This is a genomic window from Dyella koreensis (assembly GCF_044904565.1).
Classification (GTDB): Bacteria; Pseudomonadota; Gammaproteobacteria; order Xanthomonadales; family Rhodanobacteraceae; genus Dyella_D; species Dyella_D koreensis.
Genome location: NZ_JADIKD010000012.1, coordinates 713,741 through 734,019 on the forward strand (window position 1 = coordinate 713,741; position 20,279 = coordinate 734,019).

At 62.8% G+C, this 20,279-nt stretch carries 18 protein-coding genes and 1 riboswitch; of the genes, 9 read left to right on the forward strand and 9 right to left on the reverse strand.

Annotated elements, in window-relative coordinates; all coding sequences use genetic code 11:
• Nucleotides 1-20: 20 nt before the first annotated feature.
• From ISS97_RS18045 to ykgO, 4 genes are all read left to right on the forward strand, one after another.
• Nucleotides 21-278 carry an acyl-CoA-binding protein gene (locus ISS97_RS18045; RefSeq protein WP_379983207.1) on the forward strand — a complete coding sequence of 86 codons (258 nt, stop codon included), beginning with the start codon at nucleotides 21-23 and terminating at the stop codon, nucleotides 276-278.
• Between the two features lie 76 nt (nucleotides 279-354).
• Entirely contained in the window at nucleotides 355-2,367 is a 2,013-nt protein-coding gene (locus ISS97_RS18050) for an FAD-dependent oxidoreductase (RefSeq protein ID WP_379983206.1), read from the forward strand.
• 234 nt (nucleotides 2,368-2,601) lie between these two features.
• A complete protein-coding gene (locus tag ISS97_RS18055) occupies nucleotides 2,602-3,516 on the forward strand; it encodes a LysR substrate-binding domain-containing protein (RefSeq protein WP_379983205.1) in 915 nt (304 codons plus the stop codon).
• 77 nt (nucleotides 3,517-3,593) lie between these two features.
• Nucleotides 3,594-3,719: a type B 50S ribosomal protein L36 gene (gene ykgO, locus ISS97_RS18060; protein WP_008215056.1), complete on the forward strand. Its 126-nt coding sequence runs from the start codon at nucleotides 3,594-3,596 to the stop codon at nucleotides 3,717-3,719.
• A gap of 165 nt (nucleotides 3,720-3,884) precedes the next feature.
• Here the strand turns inward: ykgO and greA are convergent, their stop codons facing one another.
• The 3 genes from greA to carA are packed head-to-tail and all read right to left on the reverse strand — an operon-like array spanning nucleotide 3,885 to nucleotide 8,714.
• Nucleotides 3,885-4,361 carry a transcription elongation factor GreA gene (gene greA / locus ISS97_RS18065; protein ID WP_379983204.1) on the reverse strand — a complete coding sequence of 159 codons (477 nt, stop codon included), beginning with the start codon at nucleotides 4,359-4,361 and terminating at the stop codon, nucleotides 3,885-3,887.
• Entirely contained in the window at nucleotides 4,358-7,585 is a 3,228-nt protein-coding gene (carB, locus tag ISS97_RS18070) for a carbamoyl-phosphate synthase large subunit (RefSeq protein WP_379983203.1), read from the reverse strand. The genes greA and carB overlap by 4 nt, the downstream gene beginning before the upstream one ends.
• Before the next feature lies 1 nt (nucleotide 7,586).
• Nucleotides 7,587-8,714 carry a glutamine-hydrolyzing carbamoyl-phosphate synthase small subunit gene (carA, locus tag ISS97_RS18075; RefSeq protein WP_379983202.1) on the reverse strand — a complete coding sequence of 376 codons (1,128 nt, stop codon included), beginning with the start codon at nucleotides 8,712-8,714 and terminating at the stop codon, nucleotides 7,587-7,589.
• Nucleotides 8,715-8,925: 211 nt separating this feature from the next.
• Here carA and ISS97_RS18080 point away from each other — a divergent pair, with 211 nt between their 5' ends.
• From ISS97_RS18080 to ISS97_RS18100, 5 genes are all read left to right on the forward strand, one after another.
• Entirely contained in the window at nucleotides 8,926-9,621 is a 696-nt protein-coding gene (locus ISS97_RS18080; RefSeq protein ID WP_379983201.1) for a 2OG-Fe(II) oxygenase, read from the forward strand.
• A 73-nt stretch (nucleotides 9,622-9,694) separates the two neighbouring features.
• Entirely contained in the window at nucleotides 9,695-10,447 is a 753-nt protein-coding gene (locus ISS97_RS18085) for a tetratricopeptide repeat protein (RefSeq protein ID WP_379983200.1), read from the forward strand.
• Nucleotides 10,448-10,494: 47 nt separating this feature from the next.
• The gene (locus tag ISS97_RS18090; RefSeq protein ID WP_379983199.1) at nucleotides 10,495-11,247 is read left to right on the forward strand and encodes a prolipoprotein diacylglyceryl transferase; all 753 of its coding nucleotides are present in this window, start codon (nucleotides 10,495-10,497) and stop codon (nucleotides 11,245-11,247) included.
• Complete coding sequence (locus tag ISS97_RS18095; RefSeq protein WP_379983198.1) at nucleotides 11,232-12,668, forward strand: radical SAM protein; 1,437 nt, start codon at nucleotides 11,232-11,234, stop codon at nucleotides 12,666-12,668. The genes ISS97_RS18090 and ISS97_RS18095 overlap by 16 nt, the downstream gene beginning before the upstream one ends.
• A complete protein-coding gene (locus tag ISS97_RS18100; protein ID WP_379983197.1) occupies nucleotides 12,665-12,988 on the forward strand; it encodes a hypothetical protein in 324 nt (107 codons plus the stop codon). The genes ISS97_RS18095 and ISS97_RS18100 overlap by 4 nt, the downstream gene beginning before the upstream one ends.
• 38 nt (nucleotides 12,989-13,026) lie before the next feature.
• Here the strand turns inward: ISS97_RS18100 and ISS97_RS18105 are convergent, their stop codons facing one another.
• The 6 genes from ISS97_RS18105 to hrcA form a co-directional block, all read right to left on the reverse strand.
• On the reverse strand, nucleotides 13,027-14,028 hold the full coding sequence (locus tag ISS97_RS18105) for a sodium:calcium antiporter (RefSeq protein ID WP_379983196.1): 1,002 nt from the start codon (nucleotides 14,026-14,028) through the stop codon (nucleotides 13,027-13,029).
• A gap of 80 nt (nucleotides 14,029-14,108) precedes the next feature.
• Nucleotides 14,109-14,267, reverse strand: a riboswitch (yybP-ykoY riboswitch).
• 52 nt (nucleotides 14,268-14,319) lie between these two features.
• Nucleotides 14,320-15,123: a 4-hydroxy-tetrahydrodipicolinate reductase gene (dapB, locus tag ISS97_RS18110; protein WP_379983195.1), complete on the reverse strand. Its 804-nt coding sequence runs from the start codon at nucleotides 15,121-15,123 to the stop codon at nucleotides 14,320-14,322.
• Nucleotides 15,124-15,201: 78 nt separating this feature from the next.
• A complete protein-coding gene (dnaJ, locus tag ISS97_RS18115) occupies nucleotides 15,202-16,329 on the reverse strand; it encodes a molecular chaperone DnaJ (protein WP_379983194.1) in 1,128 nt (375 codons plus the stop codon).
• A gap of 125 nt (nucleotides 16,330-16,454) precedes the next feature.
• The gene (dnaK, locus tag ISS97_RS18120; RefSeq protein ID WP_379983193.1) at nucleotides 16,455-18,374 is read right to left on the reverse strand and encodes a molecular chaperone DnaK; all 1,920 of its coding nucleotides are present in this window, start codon (nucleotides 18,372-18,374) and stop codon (nucleotides 16,455-16,457) included.
• A gap of 156 nt (nucleotides 18,375-18,530) precedes the next feature.
• The gene (gene grpE / locus ISS97_RS18125; RefSeq protein WP_379983192.1) at nucleotides 18,531-19,064 is read right to left on the reverse strand and encodes a nucleotide exchange factor GrpE; all 534 of its coding nucleotides are present in this window, start codon (nucleotides 19,062-19,064) and stop codon (nucleotides 18,531-18,533) included.
• 85 nt (nucleotides 19,065-19,149) lie between these two features.
• Complete coding sequence (gene hrcA, locus ISS97_RS18130; RefSeq protein WP_379983191.1) at nucleotides 19,150-20,211, reverse strand: heat-inducible transcriptional repressor HrcA; 1,062 nt, start codon at nucleotides 20,209-20,211, stop codon at nucleotides 19,150-19,152.
• Nucleotides 20,212-20,279: the final 68 nt, after the last annotated feature.

Here is a 20,279-nt window from a genome sequence, read left to right on the forward strand (position 1 = left end):
CGACCGCTGGCGCCTTCCCCATGAGCGATCTTCAACGCGAGTTCCAGCAGGCCGCTGAGGACGTCCAGGGATTGGGCAAACGACCGGACAACGACACCCTGCTGAAGCTGTACGCGCTGTACAAGCAGGGGTCCGAGGGCGATATCCAGGATCCCCAGCCGGGGTTCTTCGACTTCATCGGCACCGCCAAATACGAAGCCTGGGCACAGCTGCGCGGCACGCCCCGCGACGAGGCCATGCGCCGCTATATCGACCTCGTTCACCAGTTGCTGGCCTGACGGCCACACCAAAGCGCTTGCTTTCCCGCCCTCGTACCGGGCACATTCATACGACCGTTTGAATGCCTCGGGCCGTATGACCTACCCTCATCTGTTCGCTCCGCTCGACCTCGGCCACACCACGCTCTCCAACCGCATCCTGATGGGCTCGATGCATACGGGCCTGGAGGACAAGGCTGCCGATTACGACAAGCTGGCCGCGTATTTCGCGGAACGGGCCCGGGGTGGCGTAGGCCTGATGGTGACCGGCGGTATCGCGCCGAGCATTGAGGGATGGCTCAAACCATTCGGTGGCCGGCTGTCCATGCCGTGGCATGTGACCCGGCATCGCAAACTCACGCGCGCCGTGCACGCAGAAGGCGGCAAGCTATGCATGCAGATCCTGCATGCTGGCCGTTACGGCTATCACCCGATCTCGGTCGCACCGTCCAAGATCAAATCGCCGATCACGCCATTCACGCCCCGCGCTCTGTCCTCGCGAGGCGTGGAACGAACCATCGGCGACTTCGTCCGCTGCGCCAAACTGGCACGAGAAGCCGGTTATGACGGCGTCGAGGTGATGGGTTCGGAAGGCTATCTGATCAATCAATTCTTGGCGGCCCACACCAATCGACGCAACGATGCCTGGGGCGGCGACGCCGCGAAGCGCATGCGTTTTCCCGTGGAAATCGTGCGCCGTACGCGCGAAGCAGTAGGCCGCGATTTCATCATCATCTATCGTCTGTCCATGCTCGACTTGATCGAGCAAGGACAGGACTGGGACGAAATCGTCGCACTGGCCAAAGCCATCGAGGCGGCCGGCGCCAGCATCATCAATACCGGCATCGGCTGGCATGAAGCGCGCATCCCCACCATCGTCACCAGCGTGCCGCGCGCAGGCTTCGCCTGGGTGACGAAGAAACTCAAAGGCGAAGTATCGATTCCGCTGATCACGACCAATCGCATCAACATGCCCGAGGTCGCCGAACAGGTGCTGGCCAACGGTGATGCGGACATGGTCTCGATGGCACGCCCGCTGCTGGCTGATCCGGATTGGGCGCGCAAAGCCCAGGCTGGGCGCAGCGATCGCATCAACACCTGCATCGCCTGCAATCAGGCCTGTCTCGATCATGTGTTCCAGAATCGGCGCGCCAGTTGCCTGGTTAATCCGCGCGCTTGCCACGAAACCGAATTGACGATCACACCGGCCATAGCCCGCAAGCGCGTGGCCGTGATTGGCGCAGGCCCGGCCGGCATGGCCTGCGCCAGCACGCTGGCGGAGCGAGGTCATGACGTGACCTTGATCGATCAGGCCAGTGATATCGGCGGCCAGTTCAACTACGCCAAGCGCATTCCGGGCAAGGAAGAATTCCACGAGACGCTGCGTTATTTCCGTCATCGCCTTGCAGACGCGAGCGTGCGCCTACAGCTTGGCGAGGTCGCCGAAGCAAGCGCTCTAGCGGCATATGACGAAATCGTCGTGGCCACCGGCATCACCCCGCGACACGTGAACTTCCCTGGCAGTGACGATCCGCGCGTACTGACTTATCTCGATGTGTTGGCGCGTAATAAACCGGTGGGATCACGGGTCGCGATCATCGGCGCCGGCGGCATCGGCTTCGATGTTGCCGAATTCCTGGTGGAACACGCGCCCTCGCCTACGACTGACGTAACCCGTTGGACCCGCGAATGGGGGGTCGACATGCAGCTCAACGCACGTGGCGGACTACAGCCACCGCAACCGGAGCGTCCCGCCCGTCAGATCTGGCTGCTGCAACGCACAGACGGTCGCCCAGGCGCGCGTTTGAACAAAACCACTGGCTGGGTGCATCGCGCCACGCTCAAAGCCAAGCGGGTCAGCATGCTCGGCGGCGTGAGCTATGACCGGCTGGATGCGGAAGGTCTGCACATCAGCGTCGACGGCAAGCCGCAATTGCTGCCTGTGGACAACGTAGTGATCTGCGCCGGTCAGGAGCCGCTGCGCGAACTGGCTGACGCCCTCGCCGCCTCTGGCAAAAAAATCCATGTCATCGGTGGCGCCGACGTAGCAGCCGAACTCGACGCCAAGCGCGCCATTGCCCAGGGTACCCAACTCGCCGCCTCGATCTGAGGCGGCTCCGGACCGCAGCTTTCAGCAACCCGAAAAGGAAAGCGCCCCGCTAAACGATGCGTCGATAGCGGGCCAGGGGGAGGGGCCGGGTATCGCGGGGGTAGCATCGTCGCGGGGCGAGGGTCGCCGCCACCTGGGGGGAGGGGACGGTGGCGGGACGATGTGAAGCATATGATCGACTGATTACAGAAACCAATATATATTTTGGACGAAACTTATATGTAAACCCTATATATGTTCGATTTCCGCCAGCTCCGCTATTTCGTTGCCGTCGCCGAGGAGCTGAGTTTTACCCGTGCCGCGCAACGCCTGCATATTTCGCAGCCGCCACTTTCTCAGCAAATTCAGTCGCTTGAATCTGATCTAGGGGTGCGCCTGCTGGACCGCGACAAGCGCAACGTCGCGCTGACCGAGCCCGGACGGGTTTTCCTTGAACAGGCCAGGCAGATCCTCGCCAAAGCCGATGAAGCCCGCGGCCAAGTAGTGCAGGCCGCCGCCGGATTCAGCGGCCAGCTGCGCCTGGCTTATACGGTCTCAGTCACCTTTCATCCCTCCCTGCCCCAGACTCTCCTGCGCTTCAGCCGCCACGCGCCGCACGTTCGCGTCATTCTCAGCGAGATGTACACCGAACCGCAGTTCGACGCGCTCCTCGCCGGCGAACTGGATGTCGGTTTTGTCCGCGACGTGCCCAAGCACGAAGCCGATGCCCGCGCCCTGCGACTGGATGAAATCGATCGCGAACCACTCCTTCTCGCCCTGCCCTCCGAGCACCGGCTGGCTGCGCGCAAAAAGATCTGGTTGCGCGAAGCGGCCGACGAGGCCTTCGTGGTGCAGCCACGGGCTTTGGCAGCCACCCTATACGACCGGCTCGCGCATATGGCAGCCAAGGCCAGTTTCCATCCGCTGATCCGACAGCATGCCCAGCAGATCAACGGCCTACTGATGCTGGTAGCCGCGGGCATGGGGTTGGCACTGATCCCCGCCTCCATGTGCACGGTCAGCCTGGCAGGCGTCAGCTTTGTTCAGTTGGAGGATCCCGATGCCTATATGCTGCTGGCCGTCGCCAGCCGCCGAGACGATACCTCCCCGGTGCTGGCACAGTTCCTCACCACCCTGGCCGAGGAGAGAGCGATTCCGCCTTTGTTGTAAATCCGGACTTGTTCCAAGGCAATCAAGCAGCTACACTTTCGAGCTTGTCTTTTTCCGTTAAGTGTCAGGAGCTGGCCGTGAAGGTGCTTTCCTCTTTGAAGTCCGCCAAGCAGCGGCACCGTGACTGCAAGGTTGTGCGCCGTCGCGGCAAGGTGTTCGTGATCTGCAAGAGCAACCCGCGTTTCAAGGCTCGTCAGCGCTGATCTTCAGCAGCGACGTGCACGAAGAAGGGCCGCGAAAGCGGCCCTTTTTTATTGCCTGTGCAATCCGCAAAATCGCCAGAGCCCCTGTAGGAGCGCACTCTGTGCGCGATCCGGACGCCATATAGCGCTGGATCGCGCACAGAGTGCGCTCCTACAGGTTCGGTATCAGCCGTAGCGCACACCGGTGATTTCGTATCGCTTCACACCGTTCGGCGCCCTGAACTCGAAGCTGTCCCCGGCACTCTTGCCGATCAGCGCACGGGCGATCGGCGACGACACCGCAATCAGGCGCTGCTTGATGTCCGCTTCCAGGTCGCCCACGATCTGATAGGTCACAGCCTCGCCGCTGTCCTCTTCCTCCAGATCGACGATGGCGCCGAATACGACGCGCGAACCGGCGCCCAGACGCGTGACGTCGATCACCTCGGCCGTCGACAACGCCGCCTCGAGTTCGGCGATGCGTCCTTCAATAAAGCTCTGCTGCTCGCGTGCGGCGTGATACTCCGCGTTCTCCTTCAGATCGCCATGCGCACGCGCCTCGGCGATGGCCGCGATGATGCGCGGCCGGTCCGACGACTTCAGCTTCTCCAGCTCGCCACGCAGGCGCTCCGATCCAGCTTTGGTGATGGGTGCACGACTCATGCATTCAGCTCCTTGTGCAACTCCTGCAGGCTATGCACCTCACCGGCCCCATGGAAGTCCAGCGAATGCACCAGCGCGCGGGCTCCGGCGACGGTGGTTGAGTAAGTGACGCGATGCTGCAAAGCCTCGCGGCGGATCGAGAACGAGTCAGCAATCGCCTGCTTGCCCTCGGTGGTATTGACGATATAAACGATCTCGCCGTTCTTGATCAGATCGACGATATGCGGCCGGCCTTCGGCCACCTTGTTGATGCGCTCGCAGGCCACGCCATGCTCGGCCAGGTACTTCGCGGTGCCCTCGGTGGCCACCAGGCTGAAGCCCTTTGCCAACGCGTCGCGTGCCACCGGTACCAGGCGATCCTTGTCAGCATCGCGCACCGATACGAACACCTTGCCCTTCGGCGGTGTCTTGATGCCGGCAGCGTCGTGACCACGTGCGAAGGCGGCACCGAAGCTCCGACCCACACCCATCACTTCGCCAGTGGAGCGCATTTCGGGACCAAGGATCGGATCCACGTTCTGGAATTTCAGGAACGGGAAGATCGCTTCCTTCACCGAGTAGTACGACGGAATCACTTCATGCGTCGCACCTTGTGCCGGCAAAGTACGGCCAGCCATCGCACGCGCGGCGATCTTGGCCAGCGCCACACCGGTAGCCTTGGACACGAACGGCACGGTACGCGAGGCACGCGGATTCACTTCGAGAATGAATACGGTGTCGCCCTGGATGGCGAACTGGGTGTTCATCAGGCCGATGACCTTGAGCTCCTTCGCCATCAGGCTGACCTGGCGGCGCAGTTCATCCTGCACTTCGGCCGTCAACGAGTACGGCGGCAGCGAGCAGGACGAATCGCCGGAATGCACGCCGGCCTCCTCGATATGCTCCATGATGCCGCCGACCAGCACGTTGCCCTCGGCATCGGCGATGATGTCGACATCCACCTCGACCGCGTGATCGAGGAAGCGATCCAGCAACACCGGCGAGTCGTTCGACACCTGCACCGCTTCGCGGATGTAGCGCGAGAGATCGGCATCGCTATAGACGATTTCCATGGCACGACCACCAAGCACATAGCTCGGACGCACCACCATCGGATAACCAATCTCGCGTGCGAGAGCGAGTGCCTCGTCGGCATGGCGCGCGGTGCGGTTCGGCGGCTGCTTCAGGCCGATCTTTTCGATCATCTGCTGGAAGCGCTCGCGGTCCTCCGCCAGATCGATCGAATCCGGCGAGGTGCCGATGATAGGCGCACCCGCGGCCTCGAGTGCACGCGCAAGCTTGAGCGGGGTCTGGCCGCCGTACTGCACGATCACGCCCTTGGGCTTCTCGAGATCCACAATCTCCAGCACATCTTCCAGCGTCAGCGGCTCGAAATACAGGCGATCGGAAGTGTCATAGTCAGTGGAGACGGTTTCCGGGTTGCAATTGACCATGATGGTCTCAAACCCATCCTCGCGCAGGGCGAGCGCCGCGTGCACGCAGCAGTAGTCGAACTCGATGCCCTGACCGATGCGGTTCGGACCGCCGCCCAACACGATGATCTTGTCGCGATTGGTCGGGTTGGCCTCGCACTCTTCTTCATAGGTCGAGTACATGTACGCCGTGGTGGTGGCGAACTCGGCCGCACAGGAGTCCACGCGCTTGTACACCGGACGCACGCCCAGCGTGCGGCGCAGGTGGCGCATGGCCGCCTCATCGCTGCCGGTCAGTTCGGCCAGACGGGCATCGGAGAAACCCATGCGCTTCAACTCGCGCATGCGCGCCGCATCAAGCGCGCTGACGCCTTGCGCCTGCACTTCGTTCTCGGTCAGCACGATGTCTTCGAACGCGGCCAGGAACCATGGATCGACGCGGCTGAGGTTATGCACCTCTTCCAGCGAAAGACCCGCGCGGAAGGCATCGGCCAGATGGAACACACGATCCGGACGCGGCTCGCGCAGTTCGCGCTTCAGCACAGCCAAGCCATCCTCGGTGCTGATATCCAGGCCGGTCGGGTTGAGGCCGGTCTTGCCGATCTCCAGGCCACGCAGCGCCTTCTGCAGCGATTCGTGGAAGGTGCGGCCCATCGCCATCACCTCGCCCACCGACTTCATCTGAGTCGTGAGGCGGGCATCCGCCGACGGGAATTTCTCGAAGGCAAAACGCGGGATCTTGGTAACCACGTAATCGATGGTCGGCTCGAACGATGCCGGGGTCAGGCCGCCAGTGATGTCGTTCTTGAGCTCATCCAGCGTGTAACCAACGGCCAGCTTGGCGGCGATCTTGGCGATGGGGAAACCCGTAGCCTTCGACGCCAGCGCCGACGAACGCGACACGCGCGGATTCATTTCGATCACAACGACGCGGCCGTTCTCGGCATTGATGCCGAACTGCACGTTGGAGCCGCCGGTATCCACGCCGATCTTGCGCAGTACCGCGATGGAAGCATCGCGCAGGCGCTGGTATTCCTTGTCGGTAAGCGTCTGCGCCGGAGCGACGGTGATCGAGTCGCCGGTATGCACGCCCATCGGATCGAGGTTTTCGATCGAGCACACGATGATGCAGTTGTCCGCCTTGTCGCGGACCACTTCCATCTCGAATTCCTTCCAGCCGAGCACGGATTCCTCGACCAGCACCTCGCCCACCGGCGACAGCTCGAGACCGCGCTTGACGATCTCTTCGAACTCTTCGCGGTTGTATGCAATGCCGCCACCCGAGCCGCCGAGCGTGAAGCTGGGGCGGATGATGGTCGGATAACCGACCTTGGCTTGCGTGACGAGCGCCTGCTCGAAGGTGCGAACAACCTCCGCCTTCGGACACTCCAGGCCGATCTCGGACATCGCGACGCGGAACAGCTCGCGGTCCTCGGCCATGCGTATGGCTTCGCGCGAAGCACCAATCAGCTCGACGCCATACTTTTCCAGCACGCCGTTGTCAGCGAGATCGAGCGCGCAGTTGAGGCCGGTCTGGCCGCCCATGGTCGGCAGCACCGCGTCCGGGCGCTCCTTGGCGATGATGCGCTCCACCGTCTGCCAGTTGATCGGCTCGATGTAGACCGCGTCGGCCGTCTCCGGGTCGGTCATGATCGTGGCGGGGTTGGAGTTCACCAGGATGACCCGGTAGCCCTCTTCCTTCAGCGCCTTGCATGCCTGCGCGCCGGAGTAATCGAACTCGCAGGCCTGACCGATGACGATCGGGCCGGCGCCGATGATGAGGATGCTCTTGATGTCGGTACGCTTGGCCATCTCAGCGGGCCTCCTGCATCAGCTTGGCGAAACGATCAAACAGATATCCGATGTCGTGCGGACCGGGGCTGGCTTCCGGGTGACCCTGGAAGCAGAACGCCGGCCGGTCGGTGAGCGCGAAGCCCTGCAGCGAACCATCGAACAGCGAGGTGTGGGTGACGCGCACGTTGGCCGGCAGCGTCGCCGGATCCACCGCAAAGCCATGGTTCTGCGAGGTGATCAGCACGCGGCCGTCGTCGTGATCCTTCACCGGATGGTTCGCGCCGTGGTGGCCGAACTTCATCTTCAGCGTCTTGGCGCCGATCGCCAGACCCATGATCTGGTGACCCAGACAGATGCCGAACAGCGGGATCTTGGCGTCGAGGAATGCGCGAGTGGCAGCGACTGCATAATCGCAGGCAGCCGGATCGCCAGGGCCGTTCGACAGAAACACGCCATCAGGCTTCATCGCCAACACTTCGGCGGCCGGCGTCTGCGCCGGCACAACGGTGATATCGCAACCCTGCTCGGCGAGCAGGCGCAAAATGTTGTGCTTGGCGCCGAAGTCGTAGGCCACCACCTTGAAACGCATGGCTGGCTGATTGAAGGCCGTGCGATCCAGATCGTAGACGCCTTCCTTCCAGCCATAAGGCTTGGTGACGCTGACCACCTTGGCCAGGTCCATGCCGTTGAGGCCCGGGAAGGCGCGAGCCTTCGCCAGTGCGGCCTCGGCATCCACGTTCTCGCCAGCCACGATGCAGCCGGCCAACGCACCCTTGTCACGCAGGATGCGGGTCAGGCGGCGGGTGTCGATACCGGCGATGGCCACGATGCCGTGGCGCTTGAGGTAATCGGTCAGGCTTTCGCTGCTGCGCCAGTTACTGGCACGACGCGGCACGTCGCGCACGATCAGGCCAGCGGCATGCACAGCAGTGGACTCGGCGTCCTCGGCATTGACGCCGGTGTTGCCGATATGGGGATACGTAAGGGTAACGATCTGACGCGAGTACGAGGGATCGGTGAGGATCTCCTGATAGCCGGTCATGGCGGTGTTGAAAACCACCTCGCCGACGGTTTCGCCAGTCGCGCCCACGGCGTGACCGTGGAACACGCTGCCATCTTCGAGGGCAAGCAGAGCAGAAATAGGCATGGAGGCCGCCTTTTAGGTGCAGCAAAGTCCGCAAGCCGCTCAAAGCAGGCTTGTGGACCTTGGTCGAGGAAAGTCACAGGGCGGGTCGCAATGATAGGTGCGAGGCGGCTGTCTGTCCACCGCGAGAAGCGTGAAAAGCACGTCTTTGTGTCAGCCGCGAGACAGGCGAAGCGTTACACTACCGCCCGTTCCGAAGGAGATGCACACACCCATGAGCGCCGCCGTTCTGCTCGATCCTGCCCGCTTTGACCGCCCGGACACGGATATAAGGCTGGAACCGTTCCCGTTCATGATCGCGCACGGCCAGCTGCCGGATGAATTCCGCAGCGAGCTGGAGCGCGACTTCCCGCGCTACACCAGCGCCGGCTTCTTCCCTTACGACCCCAGCGACTGCGGCCCGTCCGTCAACGCCCTGGTCGAAAAACTGACCGCGCCGGAGTTCGCCAGCGCTATCGGCAAACGCCTGGGTATCGAAGGCCTCGGCCAGTATCCGACCCTGGTTACTCTGTGCCGCTCGCTCAACAAGCGCCACGGCACCATCCACACAGACAGCACGTCGAAGGTCGCCACCGCCCTGCTCTATCTCAACTCGCAGTGGCCGGACACCAGCGATGGCTGCCTGCGCTTCCTCAGCAGCATCGACAACATCGACAACACCGTCGCACCGGAACTCAAGCCGCTGTATGGCGAGTTCGCGGTATTCAAGCGTTGCGAAAACTCGTTCCACGGCCACCTGCCTTATGAAGGTGAGCGCCGGGTGATCCAGGTTGCCTGGCTGACCAGCGAAGAAGAAAAGCTGCGCAAGACCAAGCGCGGCAAGTTCGCCCGCACCTTCAAAAAGCTGTTCGGCTCGCTGGACCGCAAGCTGGGCGCGGACCGCGACCGCAACGCCGCGCACCGGGACTAAACCCCTAAGCCTGCTCCCCTGCACGCGGCACGTGTCGTAGCATTCGCCGTTCCGACCGTCTTCGAGGGAACCCATGCCCTTCGTGCTCCTGCTGTCCCTGGCCTTGCAGGTGGCCTGTGCCGTCCACGTGGTTCGCAGCGGCCGGCCGCTGTACTGGATCTGGCTGCTCCTGATCGGCTCATATCTCGCCGTGCTGGTGTATGTGCTGGTAGCAGTCATCCCTGACTTGCGCCACGACCCTCGCGGCCGCAAAGCCGCCAGCAAGGCCATGCAGGTCATCGACCCGCAGCGTCGCCGGCGCGAACTACAGCGGCAACTCGAATTGAGCAACACCGTCGACAACCGCCGGCGGCTCGCCGACGAGTGCCTGCAGCAAGGTGATTACGCCAATGCACAGGAGCTCTACCAAGGCCTGCTTACCGGCATGTACACCACCGATCCTGATTTCATGCTCGGACTGGCCCAGGCGCAGGCGGGCAACGAACGCTACGCCGACGCGCGCCTGACCCTCGAAGCCCTGATCAAGGCCAATCCCAACTACAAATCCAGCGATGGGCATCTGCTCTACGCACGCTGCCTGGAAGAGCTCGGCGAGACCGACGCTGCACTGGAGGAGTACCGGGTACTGGCTGACAGCTACCCGGGCGAGGAAGGCCGTTTCCGCTACGGCCGCCTGCTCGGTCGCACCCAGCGCCATGCCGAAGCACGCGATGTACTGCACGGCCAACTCAAGCGCGCCGAATTGATGCCAGGCTACTACCGTCGCAAGGAGCAGGCCTGGCTCAAGGCGGCACGACTGGAGCTGTCCCGGCTGGGCGAGTCCTGAATCCATGACTCCACCACGGATATGACCCCACGGATGGGAGGCCAGCCATGAGCCCAGTAGCGCTGCATACGGTTTTTGAGATGCTCGCGTATGCCGTGGGTTTCCGTACCTTCCTGTGGACACGCAAAAAGCTCGCGCCAAGCGCATTCACTCACGACGATCACGTTGCATGGGTTGGTGTCGGCGCCATTGTCGGCGCGGCGCTGGGCGCGAAGCTCGCGTTCTGGCTGGACGATCCGCTGGCCGCGTTCCGGGACTTCCCTGATCTCGCGCACTTGCTTGAGGGCAAATCCATCATCGGCGCTCTGCTGGGTGGCCTGGCCGGCGTGGAACTCGCTAAGAAGATCGCCGGCGTGCGCCAATCCACCGGCGACGCCTTCGTGCTGCCGCTGACGGTCGGCATGTGCATCGGCCGCGTTGGCTGCTTCATGGCAGGGCTTAGTGATCATACGTACGGCAATCCCACAACGTTGCCATGGGCGGTGGATTTCGGCGACGGACAACCGCGCCACCCGACCCAGCTCTACGAAATCGCCTTCCTGCTGGCCCAGTACACGCTGATCCATTTCCGCCGCACGGCCCTGGTTGAGCCAGGCGATCGCTTTCGCGCCTTCATGATCGGCTATCTGTCATTCCGCTTGCTGGTGGAATTCATCAAGCCCCTGCCCTATGCCTATCTGCATGCCCTATCGGGTTTGCAGCTGCTGTGTCTGGCCGGCTTGCTCCACTACTATCGGGACATCCCCCGCGTGCTGCGGGCGTTGTTTGCAAGGAGGCGAAACGCGTGGGAGCCAAGGTAAGGCCTTATCTGTTCTACGACAGTGCGGTATCCATCTGCACCCAGTGTTTGCGCCGAGTCGAGGCGAAGATCCTGATCAAGGACGAGCGCGTCTATCTGGAAAAGTGGTGTCCGCATCACAGCCGCGAGCGTGTGCTGATCGCCGACGATGCCGCGTACTACCGGCAATGCCGCGAGCTCTACATCAAGCCACCCGAACTGCCGATGCGCTTCAACACACCGCAGCACTTTGGCTGTCCATATGACTGCGGTCTGTGCCCCGAGCATATGCAGCATTCCTGCCTTACCCTGGTCGAAATCACCGACCACTGCAATCTGCGCTGTCCTATCTGCTATGCCGACAGTGGCCCGCATCGCCCGGGATTCCGCGATCTGGCCACGGTGGAGCGCATGCTGGATGCCGTCGTGGCGAACGAAGGCGAGCCGGACGTAGTGCAACTCTCCGGCGGCGAGCCGACTTTGCATCCGGATTTCTTTGCCATCCTCGATGCCACGAAGCGCAGGCCGATTCGCCATGTGATGGTCAACACCAATGGCCTGCGGATCGCCAAGGAACCCGATTTCGCCGCGCGCCTGGCCGACTACCAGCCAGGCTTCGAGCTTTATCTGCAGTTCGATTCATTGCGTGATGAAGTACATAAAGATCTGCGCGGCGCCAAACTGCGCGATGTGCGCCTGAAAGCGCTGGAACACCTCAATCGCCATGACATCTCGACCACGCTGGTCGTGACTGTCAAGAAAGGACTGAACGACGGCGAGCTCGGTGAGATCATCGATTTCGCGTTGCGCCAGCCTTGTGTCCGCGGCGTCACTTTCCAGCCCATTCAGGCGGCCGGCCGTCTGGAGGGCTATGACCCGGAGCACAACCGACTCACGCTTAGCGAAGTGCGCCGGCGCATCCTGGAACAAAGCCCTCTGTTCCAGCCAGACGATTTGATCCCGGTGCCGTGCAACCCTGACTGCCTTGCCATGGCTTATGCCCTGACGCTGGGCGACCGGGTGTTGCCCCTGACGCGTTTCGTCTCGCCGGAAACGCTGGTCAGCAAGGGACGCAACACCATCGTGGTCGAGCGCGATGACGAACTGCGCGCGCATGTCTTCGAATTGTTCGCCACCAATCATTCGCCCGAGTCACAGGCCTGCTCACTCTCGGACCTGCTGTGCTGCCTGCCACAGGTGCAGGCGCCGTCCGACCTGTCGTATCGCAACGTGTTCCGCGTGCTGATCATGCAGTTCATCGATGCTCATGGTTTCGATCTGCGCGCCGTCAAGAAATCCTGCGTGCATATTGCCCAGCCCGACGGCCGCATCATCCCGTTCGACACGTTCAATCTGTTCTACCGTGACGACAAGGCCGCACGCCTGCAGGCCTTGCGCAAGGAAATCGAACAGACCCGCACCATCGAGAGGACGCTCACATGAGTGAGACGAGGTTGCCTGACCAAGCTCCGCTGCCGCCCGAACAGCCTGAGCCGCCGCCCGGTCAAGGCTCGCTGATCGCCGGCATTCTATTGGCCTGGGTCACCTTCCTCGTCGGTGAAGCCCTATGCAGCCAGGCAGGTCTCCTGGCCTGGTGGCTGCCGCCAGTAGGCATTCTGGTATGGGGCATCATGCTGATGACTAACGGCACTAAGCCGCGCACTGGCAAAGGCCTGCTCCTGGGGCTGGCATCCATCTTTGCGGTGGCATTGCTGTTGGTCGCCGCGTGCTTCGGCATGCTCTCGCACAGCAACTTCAATTGATGGACAGACGGCGGCGGCAGCGCCGCCGCCCGCACTCACTATGCGGTGAAATGCCAGGCAACGTAGGCAGCAAAGACACCGTAGAGCAGCCCCACCGGAACGATCCAGCGCGCGTCCACGCGACCGCGGTGAAACAGCCACCACAAGAAAATCACCGCGACGCCGGTAAGCACACCGGCCACCATCAGCGGCGCATCAAACAGCCAGGGCGTGCCAAACAAAGCCAGTGAACTGGGAATGGTGGCCTGGATCATCATGGCACCGGAGATATTCGCCAACGCGAGACGCTCCTTACCTTGCCGCACCCAGATCAACGCATTGACCGTTTCCGGCAATTCGGTCGCCACCGGGCTCAACACCAAAGCCACCAAATGCGGCGACAACTGCAGGGCCACGCCGATCGCTTCGATCTGTTTGACGAAGGTATGCGAGGCAATGGCAATCACGATCAGCGCCAAGGCGGTTTGCAGGAACACGCGCGACAGTGCCGGATCCAGCGCATGCGGCTGGAAGTTCAGCGGCTCGAGTTCCTCTTCTTCCGGTGCAGTGTCGTCGTCCTGCAATTCCCGCCATACGTAGATGCCATACGCGGCCAGAAACAGCACGCCCAACCATGGCTTGAACGCAAAGGCCACCAAGCCCAGCCCGCACTTGACCACAAAGATCGCCAGGAACCACGCCTGATCACGCGCCAACCGGCCATGCTCGACGCGCACCAAATTGTCGCGTCGCTGCAAACGATGCCGGTTACTCCATAGCGCGATACCAACTACGGCATAAGCAATCGTCGCCAGCACCAGGGGGCCGCCCAACGCAGCGCCGACGCCGATGTCTTTCTGTTCCGGTGTGGCGCCGAACACCACTGCGACGAAGGTCACCGCGCTTTCCGGCAAAGCCGTACCAAACGCGGCAAGTACGGTGCCCGTCGCCGTGGCACCCAGACTGAGCTTGCGCCCGAACCATTCAACGCCGTTGACGAAATACTCGCAGGCGAAATAGATCGCGCCAGCGGAAAGCAGAAACAACAGAGCGGTAAGCATGTGAAATTCCACGGCCGAGCGAGCGGAAAACCATTGGCGCAACGACGCACCTCGCCCGGCCGGGTGAGCACGTCGTGGCCAAAGGTCTCGCCGGGCGGGCGCGATACCGACGATATCGGTTCGCGACGCCATCCGCGCCATGAAGCCGAAGCTTCAAGTCTGTTGACGCGGATTCCTCTGGATACGAAGGCCATGACGGCCCTCAGGGGTGAGGATGGCTACTCCCCAATGACAACGGACGGGATGGTATAGGCCCGACTCGAACCAGGCAAGCCGATCAGCGCTGTGATGTCAGCGCGCAACGCGCTCGGTCAGCATCGCGTCCAGGTCATACGCGCCGGCCGCACGGCCAGCCAACCAATGCGCCGCTTCGATAGCGCCTCGCGCAAAGATCGAGCGATCCGTGGCGCGATGATTGAGCTCGATACGCTCGCCCTGCCCCATCAGCAGCGCTTCGTGCTCACCCACGATGTCGCCACCGCGCACCGTGGCAAAACCGATCGTGCCGAACGGACGTGGCCCCGTCAGGCCCTCGCGGGCATACACCGCGGCTTCGGCCAGCGTGGTGCCACGCGCGGCGGCAGCCGCTTCGCCCAAAGCCAGGGCTGTGCCGGAAGGCGCATCCACCTTGCGGCTGTGATGTGCCTCGATGATGTCCAGATCCCAGTCAGGCAAAGCCGCCGAGGCCTCGCGCAGCAAGCGCTTGAGCACCGCCACACCGAGGCTGAAATTGGCCGCACGCAGCAATGCGATGCGCTGCGATGCATCGGCAAGCCGATCCTGCATGGCCTTATCGAGTCCCGTGGTACCCGTGACTAGAGCGACGCTCTGCGACTCGCAATAATCCAGCGCTTCCCCGAGCCCAGCCGGCCCGCTGAAATCGATCACGACATCGAGCGAGTTCGCCGCCGGCCAGTCATGGGTAAAGCGCAAACCATCCGTACCGGGATAAATTGGGCTGCCCAGTAGTGGCGCATCGGCGGCGGTAATACCCGCCACCAGTTCAAAGCGCGCATCGTCGCGCAGCAATCCAAGCAGGGCCTGCCCCATGCGGCCAGTGGCGCCATTAACGGCAAGACGAACGGGGCGGCTCATGCGGAACTCCGGTTACAGCGACAACGAGGGATGGGCGATGCTAACGCCAGCATCGGCTGGCGTACATGCCAAAGACAATCAGGACGTCACGCGCGACCAGAACTGCTTGACGCCATCCACCCAGGTCTTTGCACGCGGCATGTGCCTGTCGGCATCGCCTTCGCTGAAGGTGGCCTCGAGCTGCTCAAGCAAATCGCGCTGCTGCTTGGTCAGGCGCACTGGCGTTTCGACCACAACGTGGCAGATCAGGTCACCAGCACGACCATTGCGCACCGATTTCACACCACGCCCGCGCAAACGGAACTGCTGTCCGGTCTGCGTTTCGGCGGGAATCTGGATCGGCACTTCGCCTTCCAGCGTCGGCACAGCGAGCTCTGCGCCCAACGCCGCTTGTGCAAAGCGAATCGGCAACTCGCAATAAAGATCATTGCCCTGACGTTGGAAAATGGCGTGCTCTCGCACCTGCACTTCCACATACAAGTCGCCGGATTCAGCGCCGGCCGGGCCTGCTTCACCCTGCCCCGTCAGACGGATGCGGTCGCCATTGTCCACGCCAGCGGGAATGCGCACTGACAACGTGCGGGTTTCCTCAAGGCGTCCTTCGCCACGACATTGCCTGCAGGGTTTCTCGATCGCCTGGCCGCTGCCGCCGCAATGCGGGCACGCCTGCTGGATAGAGAAAATGCCGTTCTGCATGCGCACGCGGCCGTGCCCCTGGCAGGTCTTGCACTGTACGACCTTACCGTCTTCCGAACCGCTGCCATTGCAATGGTGGCAGTTGACCTGGGTCGGCACTTCGATCTTCTTCTCGACACCGAACACGGCTTCTTCGAGGTCAAGATCCATCAGATAACGCAGATCCGCGCCGCGCCGCGCGCGCCCGCGACCACCGCCCATGCCGAAAATGTCGCCGAAGATATCTCCGAAGATGTCGCCCATGTCGCCAAAGCCGGCGCCACCGCGACCGCCGCCCATACCGTGCTCAAAAGCGGCGTGTCCGTGCTGGTCGTACATTGCGCGTTTCTGCGCGTCGGAGAGCACCTCGTAGGCCTCCTTGGCCTCCTTGAATTTCTCCTGCGCATGCGGATCGTCCGGGCAACGGTCCGGGTGGTACTTCATCGCCAGACGGCGGAAGGATTTCTTCAGCTCGACCTCAGTGACCGTGCGTTCGACACTGAGGACTTCGTAGTAATCACGCTTGCTCATTCGTGCATCCGACTCGAATCGCGTTCACATGAATCACGCGATCCATGCCTATTCAACAAACAGCCCGCGCCAAGGAAAATCCCCGGCGCGGGCTGCGTCAGATCGGCAGCGCCGACCGGCCTATATTACTTCTTGTCGTCCTTGACCTCGGTGAACTCGGCATCGACCACGTCGTCCGGCTGGGACGAGCCATGCGGGCCTGCCTGCGCACCGGCATCCGCCTGAGCGCCGCCCTGGGCCGCTGCGTACAGCGACTGCGCAGCCTGCTCCAGCTTCTCGACCTTGGCTTCGATCGCAGCCTTGTCGTCGCCGTCCTTGACCTTCTCCAGCTCGGACAGCGCACCTTCGATCACACTGAGCTGCTCGGCCGGCACCTTGCCGCCGTGCTCCTTCAGTGCGCTACGCGTAGCGTGCACCAACTGGTCGGCCTTGTTGCGGGTGGCGACCAGCTCGTGGAACTTCTTGTCCTCTTCCTTGTTGGCTTCGGCGTCCGCGACCATGCGGGCGATCTCTTCCTCGGACAGGCCCGAACCGGCCTTGATCTCGATCTTCTGTTCCTTGCCGGTCTTCTTGTCCTTGGCCGTCACGTGCAGGATGCCGTTGGCGTCGATGTCGAAGGTGACTTCGATCTGCGGCATGCCGCGCGGCGCCGGCTCGATGCCTTGCAGGTCGAACTTGCCCAGCGACTTGTTGGCGCTCGCGCGCTCGCGCTCACCCTGCAGCACGTGCACGGTCACCGCGGTCTGGTTGTCGTCGGCGGTCGAGAACACCTGCGCCGCCTTGGTCGGCACCGTGGTGTTCTTCTCGATCAGCTTGGTCATCACACCGCCCATGGTCTCGATACCCAGCGACAGCGGGGTCACGTCGAGCAGCAGCACGTCCTTCACGGTACCGCCAAGCACGCCGCCCTGGATGGCTGCGCCGACGGCGACGGCTTCATCCGGGTTGACGTCCTTGCGCGGCTCCTTGCCAAAGAAGTCCTTCACCGACTCCTGCACCTTGGGCATGCGGGTCTGACCACCGACGAGGATCACCTCGTTGATGTCGGACACGCGCAGGCCGGCGTCATTCAACGCGGTGCGGCACGGCTCGATGGTGCGCTTGATCAGGTCTTCCACCAGCGCTTCCAGCTTGGCGCGGGTCAGCTTGATGTTGAGGTGCTTCGGACCGGAAGCGTCAGCCGTGATGTACGGCAGGTTCACTTCGGTCTGGTGGCTGGACGACAGCTCGATCTTGGCACGCTCGGCGGCGTCCTTCAGGCGCTGCAGAGCGAGCGGATCCTTGCTCAGGTCCATGCCCTGGTCCTTCTTGAACTCCTCGACGAGGTAATCGATGACCTTCATGTCGAAGTCTTCGCCACCCAGGAAGGTGTCGCCGTTGGTGGCCAGCACTTCGAACTGCTTCTCGCCGTCGACTTCGGCGATCTCGATGATCGAGACGTCGAAGGTGCCGCCGCCCAGGTCGTACACCGCGATCTTGCGGTCGCCGCCCTTCTTGTCCAGGCCATAGGCCAGCGCGGCCGCGGTCGGCTCGTTGATGATGCGCTTGACGTCGAGACCGGCGATGCGGCCGGCATCCTTGGTGGCCTGGCGCTGGCTGTCGTTGAAGTAGGCCGGCACGGTGATGACGGCTTCTGTGATGGTCTCACCGAGATAGTCTTCCGCGGTCTTCTTCATCTTCGCCAGCACTTTGGCGGAGATTTCCTGCGGCGCCATATTGGTGCCATCGGCTTTCTGCACCCAGGCGTCGCCATTGTCGTGGGCGACGATGCCGTAAGGCACGATGTGCAGGTCTTTCTGCACTTCCTTGTCGGTGAACTTGCGGCCGATCAGGCGCTTCACCGCGTAGAAAGTGTTCTTCGGGTTGGTCACGCTCTGGCGCTTGGCCGACGCGCCAACCAGCACCTCGCCATCCTTGCCGAAAGCCACGATGGACGGCGTGGTGCGATCGCCTTCCGAGTTCTCGATGACCTTGACCGTGGTGCCGTCCATCACGGCGACGCAGGAGTTGGTCGTACCCAGGTCGATGCCGATGATCTTGCCCATATCTATGCTCCGAATATCTATGCAGCCCCGCGGCCGCGCTGTTTTGTCAGATGGGGCCCGGCCCTGGCGATTCAACGTGCCGGCGAACCCTCGTTATGTGTAGTGAAGCCGCTGGAGTAGCCGTTGTTCAGGCTGCCTCGCCAGCGCAAAACGGTTTCAATCCTTCGCGACCGCGACGAGCGCCGGACGCAGCAAACGGTCGTTCAACACGTAGCCCTTCTGCAGCACACTGACCACCGTGTTCGGGGCATGGCCCGGGGCCTCGACCATGCTTACGGCGTGATGGCGCTCCGGATCCAGCGGCTGACCCAGCGGGTCGACCTGGACCAGGCCGTTGTTCTCGGCGATCTTCAGCAGCGACTTGAGGGTGAGCTCGATGCCTTCACGCATGCTGTCCAGGCTGCTGTTCTTCACTGCCAGGCCACTTTCGAGTCCGTCGTAGACCGGCAACAGTTCGTTGAGCAGCTTTTCGTTGGCGAAGCGACGGGCCTGCTCCAGATCGCGGTGCAGACGGCGGCGCTGGTTCTCGATCTCGGCCTTCTCGCGCAGCACGGTTTCGCGCAGCTCGGTATTGGCGGCATCGAGCTCAGCCACGCGGGCCTTCAGCGCCTCCAGTTCGGCGTTTGGCTGCGCCTCTGGCGCGTTGGCATCCGATGCCCCGTTCGGCACCCGCGGATCGTTGTTTTGCATGAAAGACTCCAAACCTCATCCATGGCCGGCACGCTGTGCCGACCGTCAACAAATATCGCGGGTAAAACCCCGCCTCCCGGGGCGGTTATAAGGCCGTGGCGGCGCGATTCAAGGCGTCGCTAAGCAATCCGGCCGTGGCCTGCACCACCGGGATCACACGTTCGTAAGCCATGCGGGTGGGGCCGATCACCCCAACCGCCCCCAACACGCGCCCCTGCGCGCCATAACTGGCCGTGACCACGCTGCACCCGTCCAGCGCGGCAAAGCCCGATTCCTCGCCAATGAACAGCCGCACGCCGGGTGCCCGGGCGCAGACTTCCATCAACTGAACCAATTCGTTTTTCTTCTGGAAGGCCTCGAACAGCTCACGCAGGCGCTCCAGATTGGCCAGCTCCGAATAGCCCATCAGGTTGGTCTGGCCGCTGACCAGCACATCGTCGGCCTCGCTCTGCGGCGCGAACGATGCCGCGGCCAGCTCCACCGCACTGGAAAGCAGCTGGTTGAGCTCGCTGCTGGCTTCACGCAGTTCGCGCAGCAGGTGCGCGCGGATGTCGTCCAGGCGCAGTCCGGCGAAGTGGGCATTGAGATAGTTGGCGGCCTGTTCCAGCTCCCGGCCATCCAGCGGGCGCGCCAACTGCACCACCCGGTTCTGCACCTGGTTGTCCGAGAACACCAGGATGACCAGCACCCGCGATTCGGGCAGCGGCACAAAGTCGATATGGCGCAGCGGGAAATCCACCTGCCGCGGCACGGTGACCACGCCGGCGAAATGCGTCATCGCCGAAAGCAGGCTGGACACGTTACCCAGCAGGTCGCGGGTCGTGGTCGGCCCCGGCGGTAGTTCCCGCTGCAGGCGCGCCATGTCTTCGAGCGGCAGCGGCTGGAGTTCGATCAGACTGTCGACGAACAGGCGCAAGCCGCGCGGAGTCGGTACGCGGCCCGCCGAAGTGTGCGGTGAGGCAACCAGGCCGGCCTCTTCCAGGTCCGCCATGATGTTGCGGATGGTGGCCGGGCTCACGTCGAGGCCCGACGAACGCGATAGCGTGCGCGATCCCACCGGCTCGCCGTCGGCCAGATACTGCGCGATCAGCGTGCGCAGCAGGCGTCGTGCGCGAGCATCGATGTCATGGCCAAGTGGGTGGGGCATGCGCTGTGGCAATCCGTGAGACAGGAGAGAAATAAGGTCTGCCCCCATAGTTTGCAAGAATTCGGAAA

Bases quoted from the DNA above. Each gene is read 5' to 3' on its own strand.
- greA (WP_379983204.1), bottom strand. From the start codon at position 4,361: ATGAGTCGTGCACCCATCACCAAAGCTGGATCGGAGCGCCTGCGTGGC.
- grpE (WP_379983192.1), bottom strand. From the start codon at position 19,064: ATGCAAAACAACGATCCGCGGGTGCCGAACGGGGCATCGGATGCCAAC.
- dnaK (WP_379983193.1), bottom strand. From the start codon at position 18,374: ATGGGCAAGATCATCGGCATCGACCTGGGTACGACCAACTCCTGCGTC.
- dapB (WP_379983195.1), bottom strand. From the start codon at position 15,123: ATGAGCCGCCCCGTTCGTCTTGCCGTTAATGGCGCCACTGGCCGCATG.
- ISS97_RS18080 (WP_379983201.1), top strand. From the start codon at position 8,926: ATGAGCGCCGCCGTTCTGCTCGATCCTGCCCGCTTTGACCGCCCGGAC.
- ISS97_RS18105 (WP_379983196.1), bottom strand. From the start codon at position 14,028: ATGCTTACCGCTCTGTTGTTTCTGCTTTCCGCTGGCGCGATCTATTTC.
- ISS97_RS18100 (WP_379983197.1), top strand. From the start codon at position 12,665: ATGAGTGAGACGAGGTTGCCTGACCAAGCTCCGCTGCCGCCCGAACAG.
- ISS97_RS18045 (WP_379983207.1), top strand. From the start codon at position 21: ATGAGCGATCTTCAACGCGAGTTCCAGCAGGCCGCTGAGGACGTCCAG.
- carA (WP_379983202.1), bottom strand. From the start codon at position 8,714: ATGCCTATTTCTGCTCTGCTTGCCCTCGAAGATGGCAGCGTGTTCCAC.
- hrcA (WP_379983191.1), bottom strand. From the start codon at position 20,211: ATGCCCCACCCACTTGGCCATGACATCGATGCTCGCGCACGACGCCTG.
- ISS97_RS18090 (WP_379983199.1), top strand. From the start codon at position 10,495: ATGAGCCCAGTAGCGCTGCATACGGTTTTTGAGATGCTCGCGTATGCC.
- ISS97_RS18055 (WP_379983205.1), top strand. From the start codon at position 2,602: ATGTTCGATTTCCGCCAGCTCCGCTATTTCGTTGCCGTCGCCGAGGAG.
- carB (WP_379983203.1), bottom strand. From the start codon at position 7,585: ATGGCCAAGCGTACCGACATCAAGAGCATCCTCATCATCGGCGCCGGC.
- ISS97_RS18050 (WP_379983206.1), top strand. From the start codon at position 355: ATGACCTACCCTCATCTGTTCGCTCCGCTCGACCTCGGCCACACCACG.
- dnaJ (WP_379983194.1), bottom strand. From the start codon at position 16,329: ATGAGCAAGCGTGATTACTACGAAGTCCTCAGTGTCGAACGCACGGTC.
- ISS97_RS18085 (WP_379983200.1), top strand. From the start codon at position 9,695: ATGCCCTTCGTGCTCCTGCTGTCCCTGGCCTTGCAGGTGGCCTGTGCC.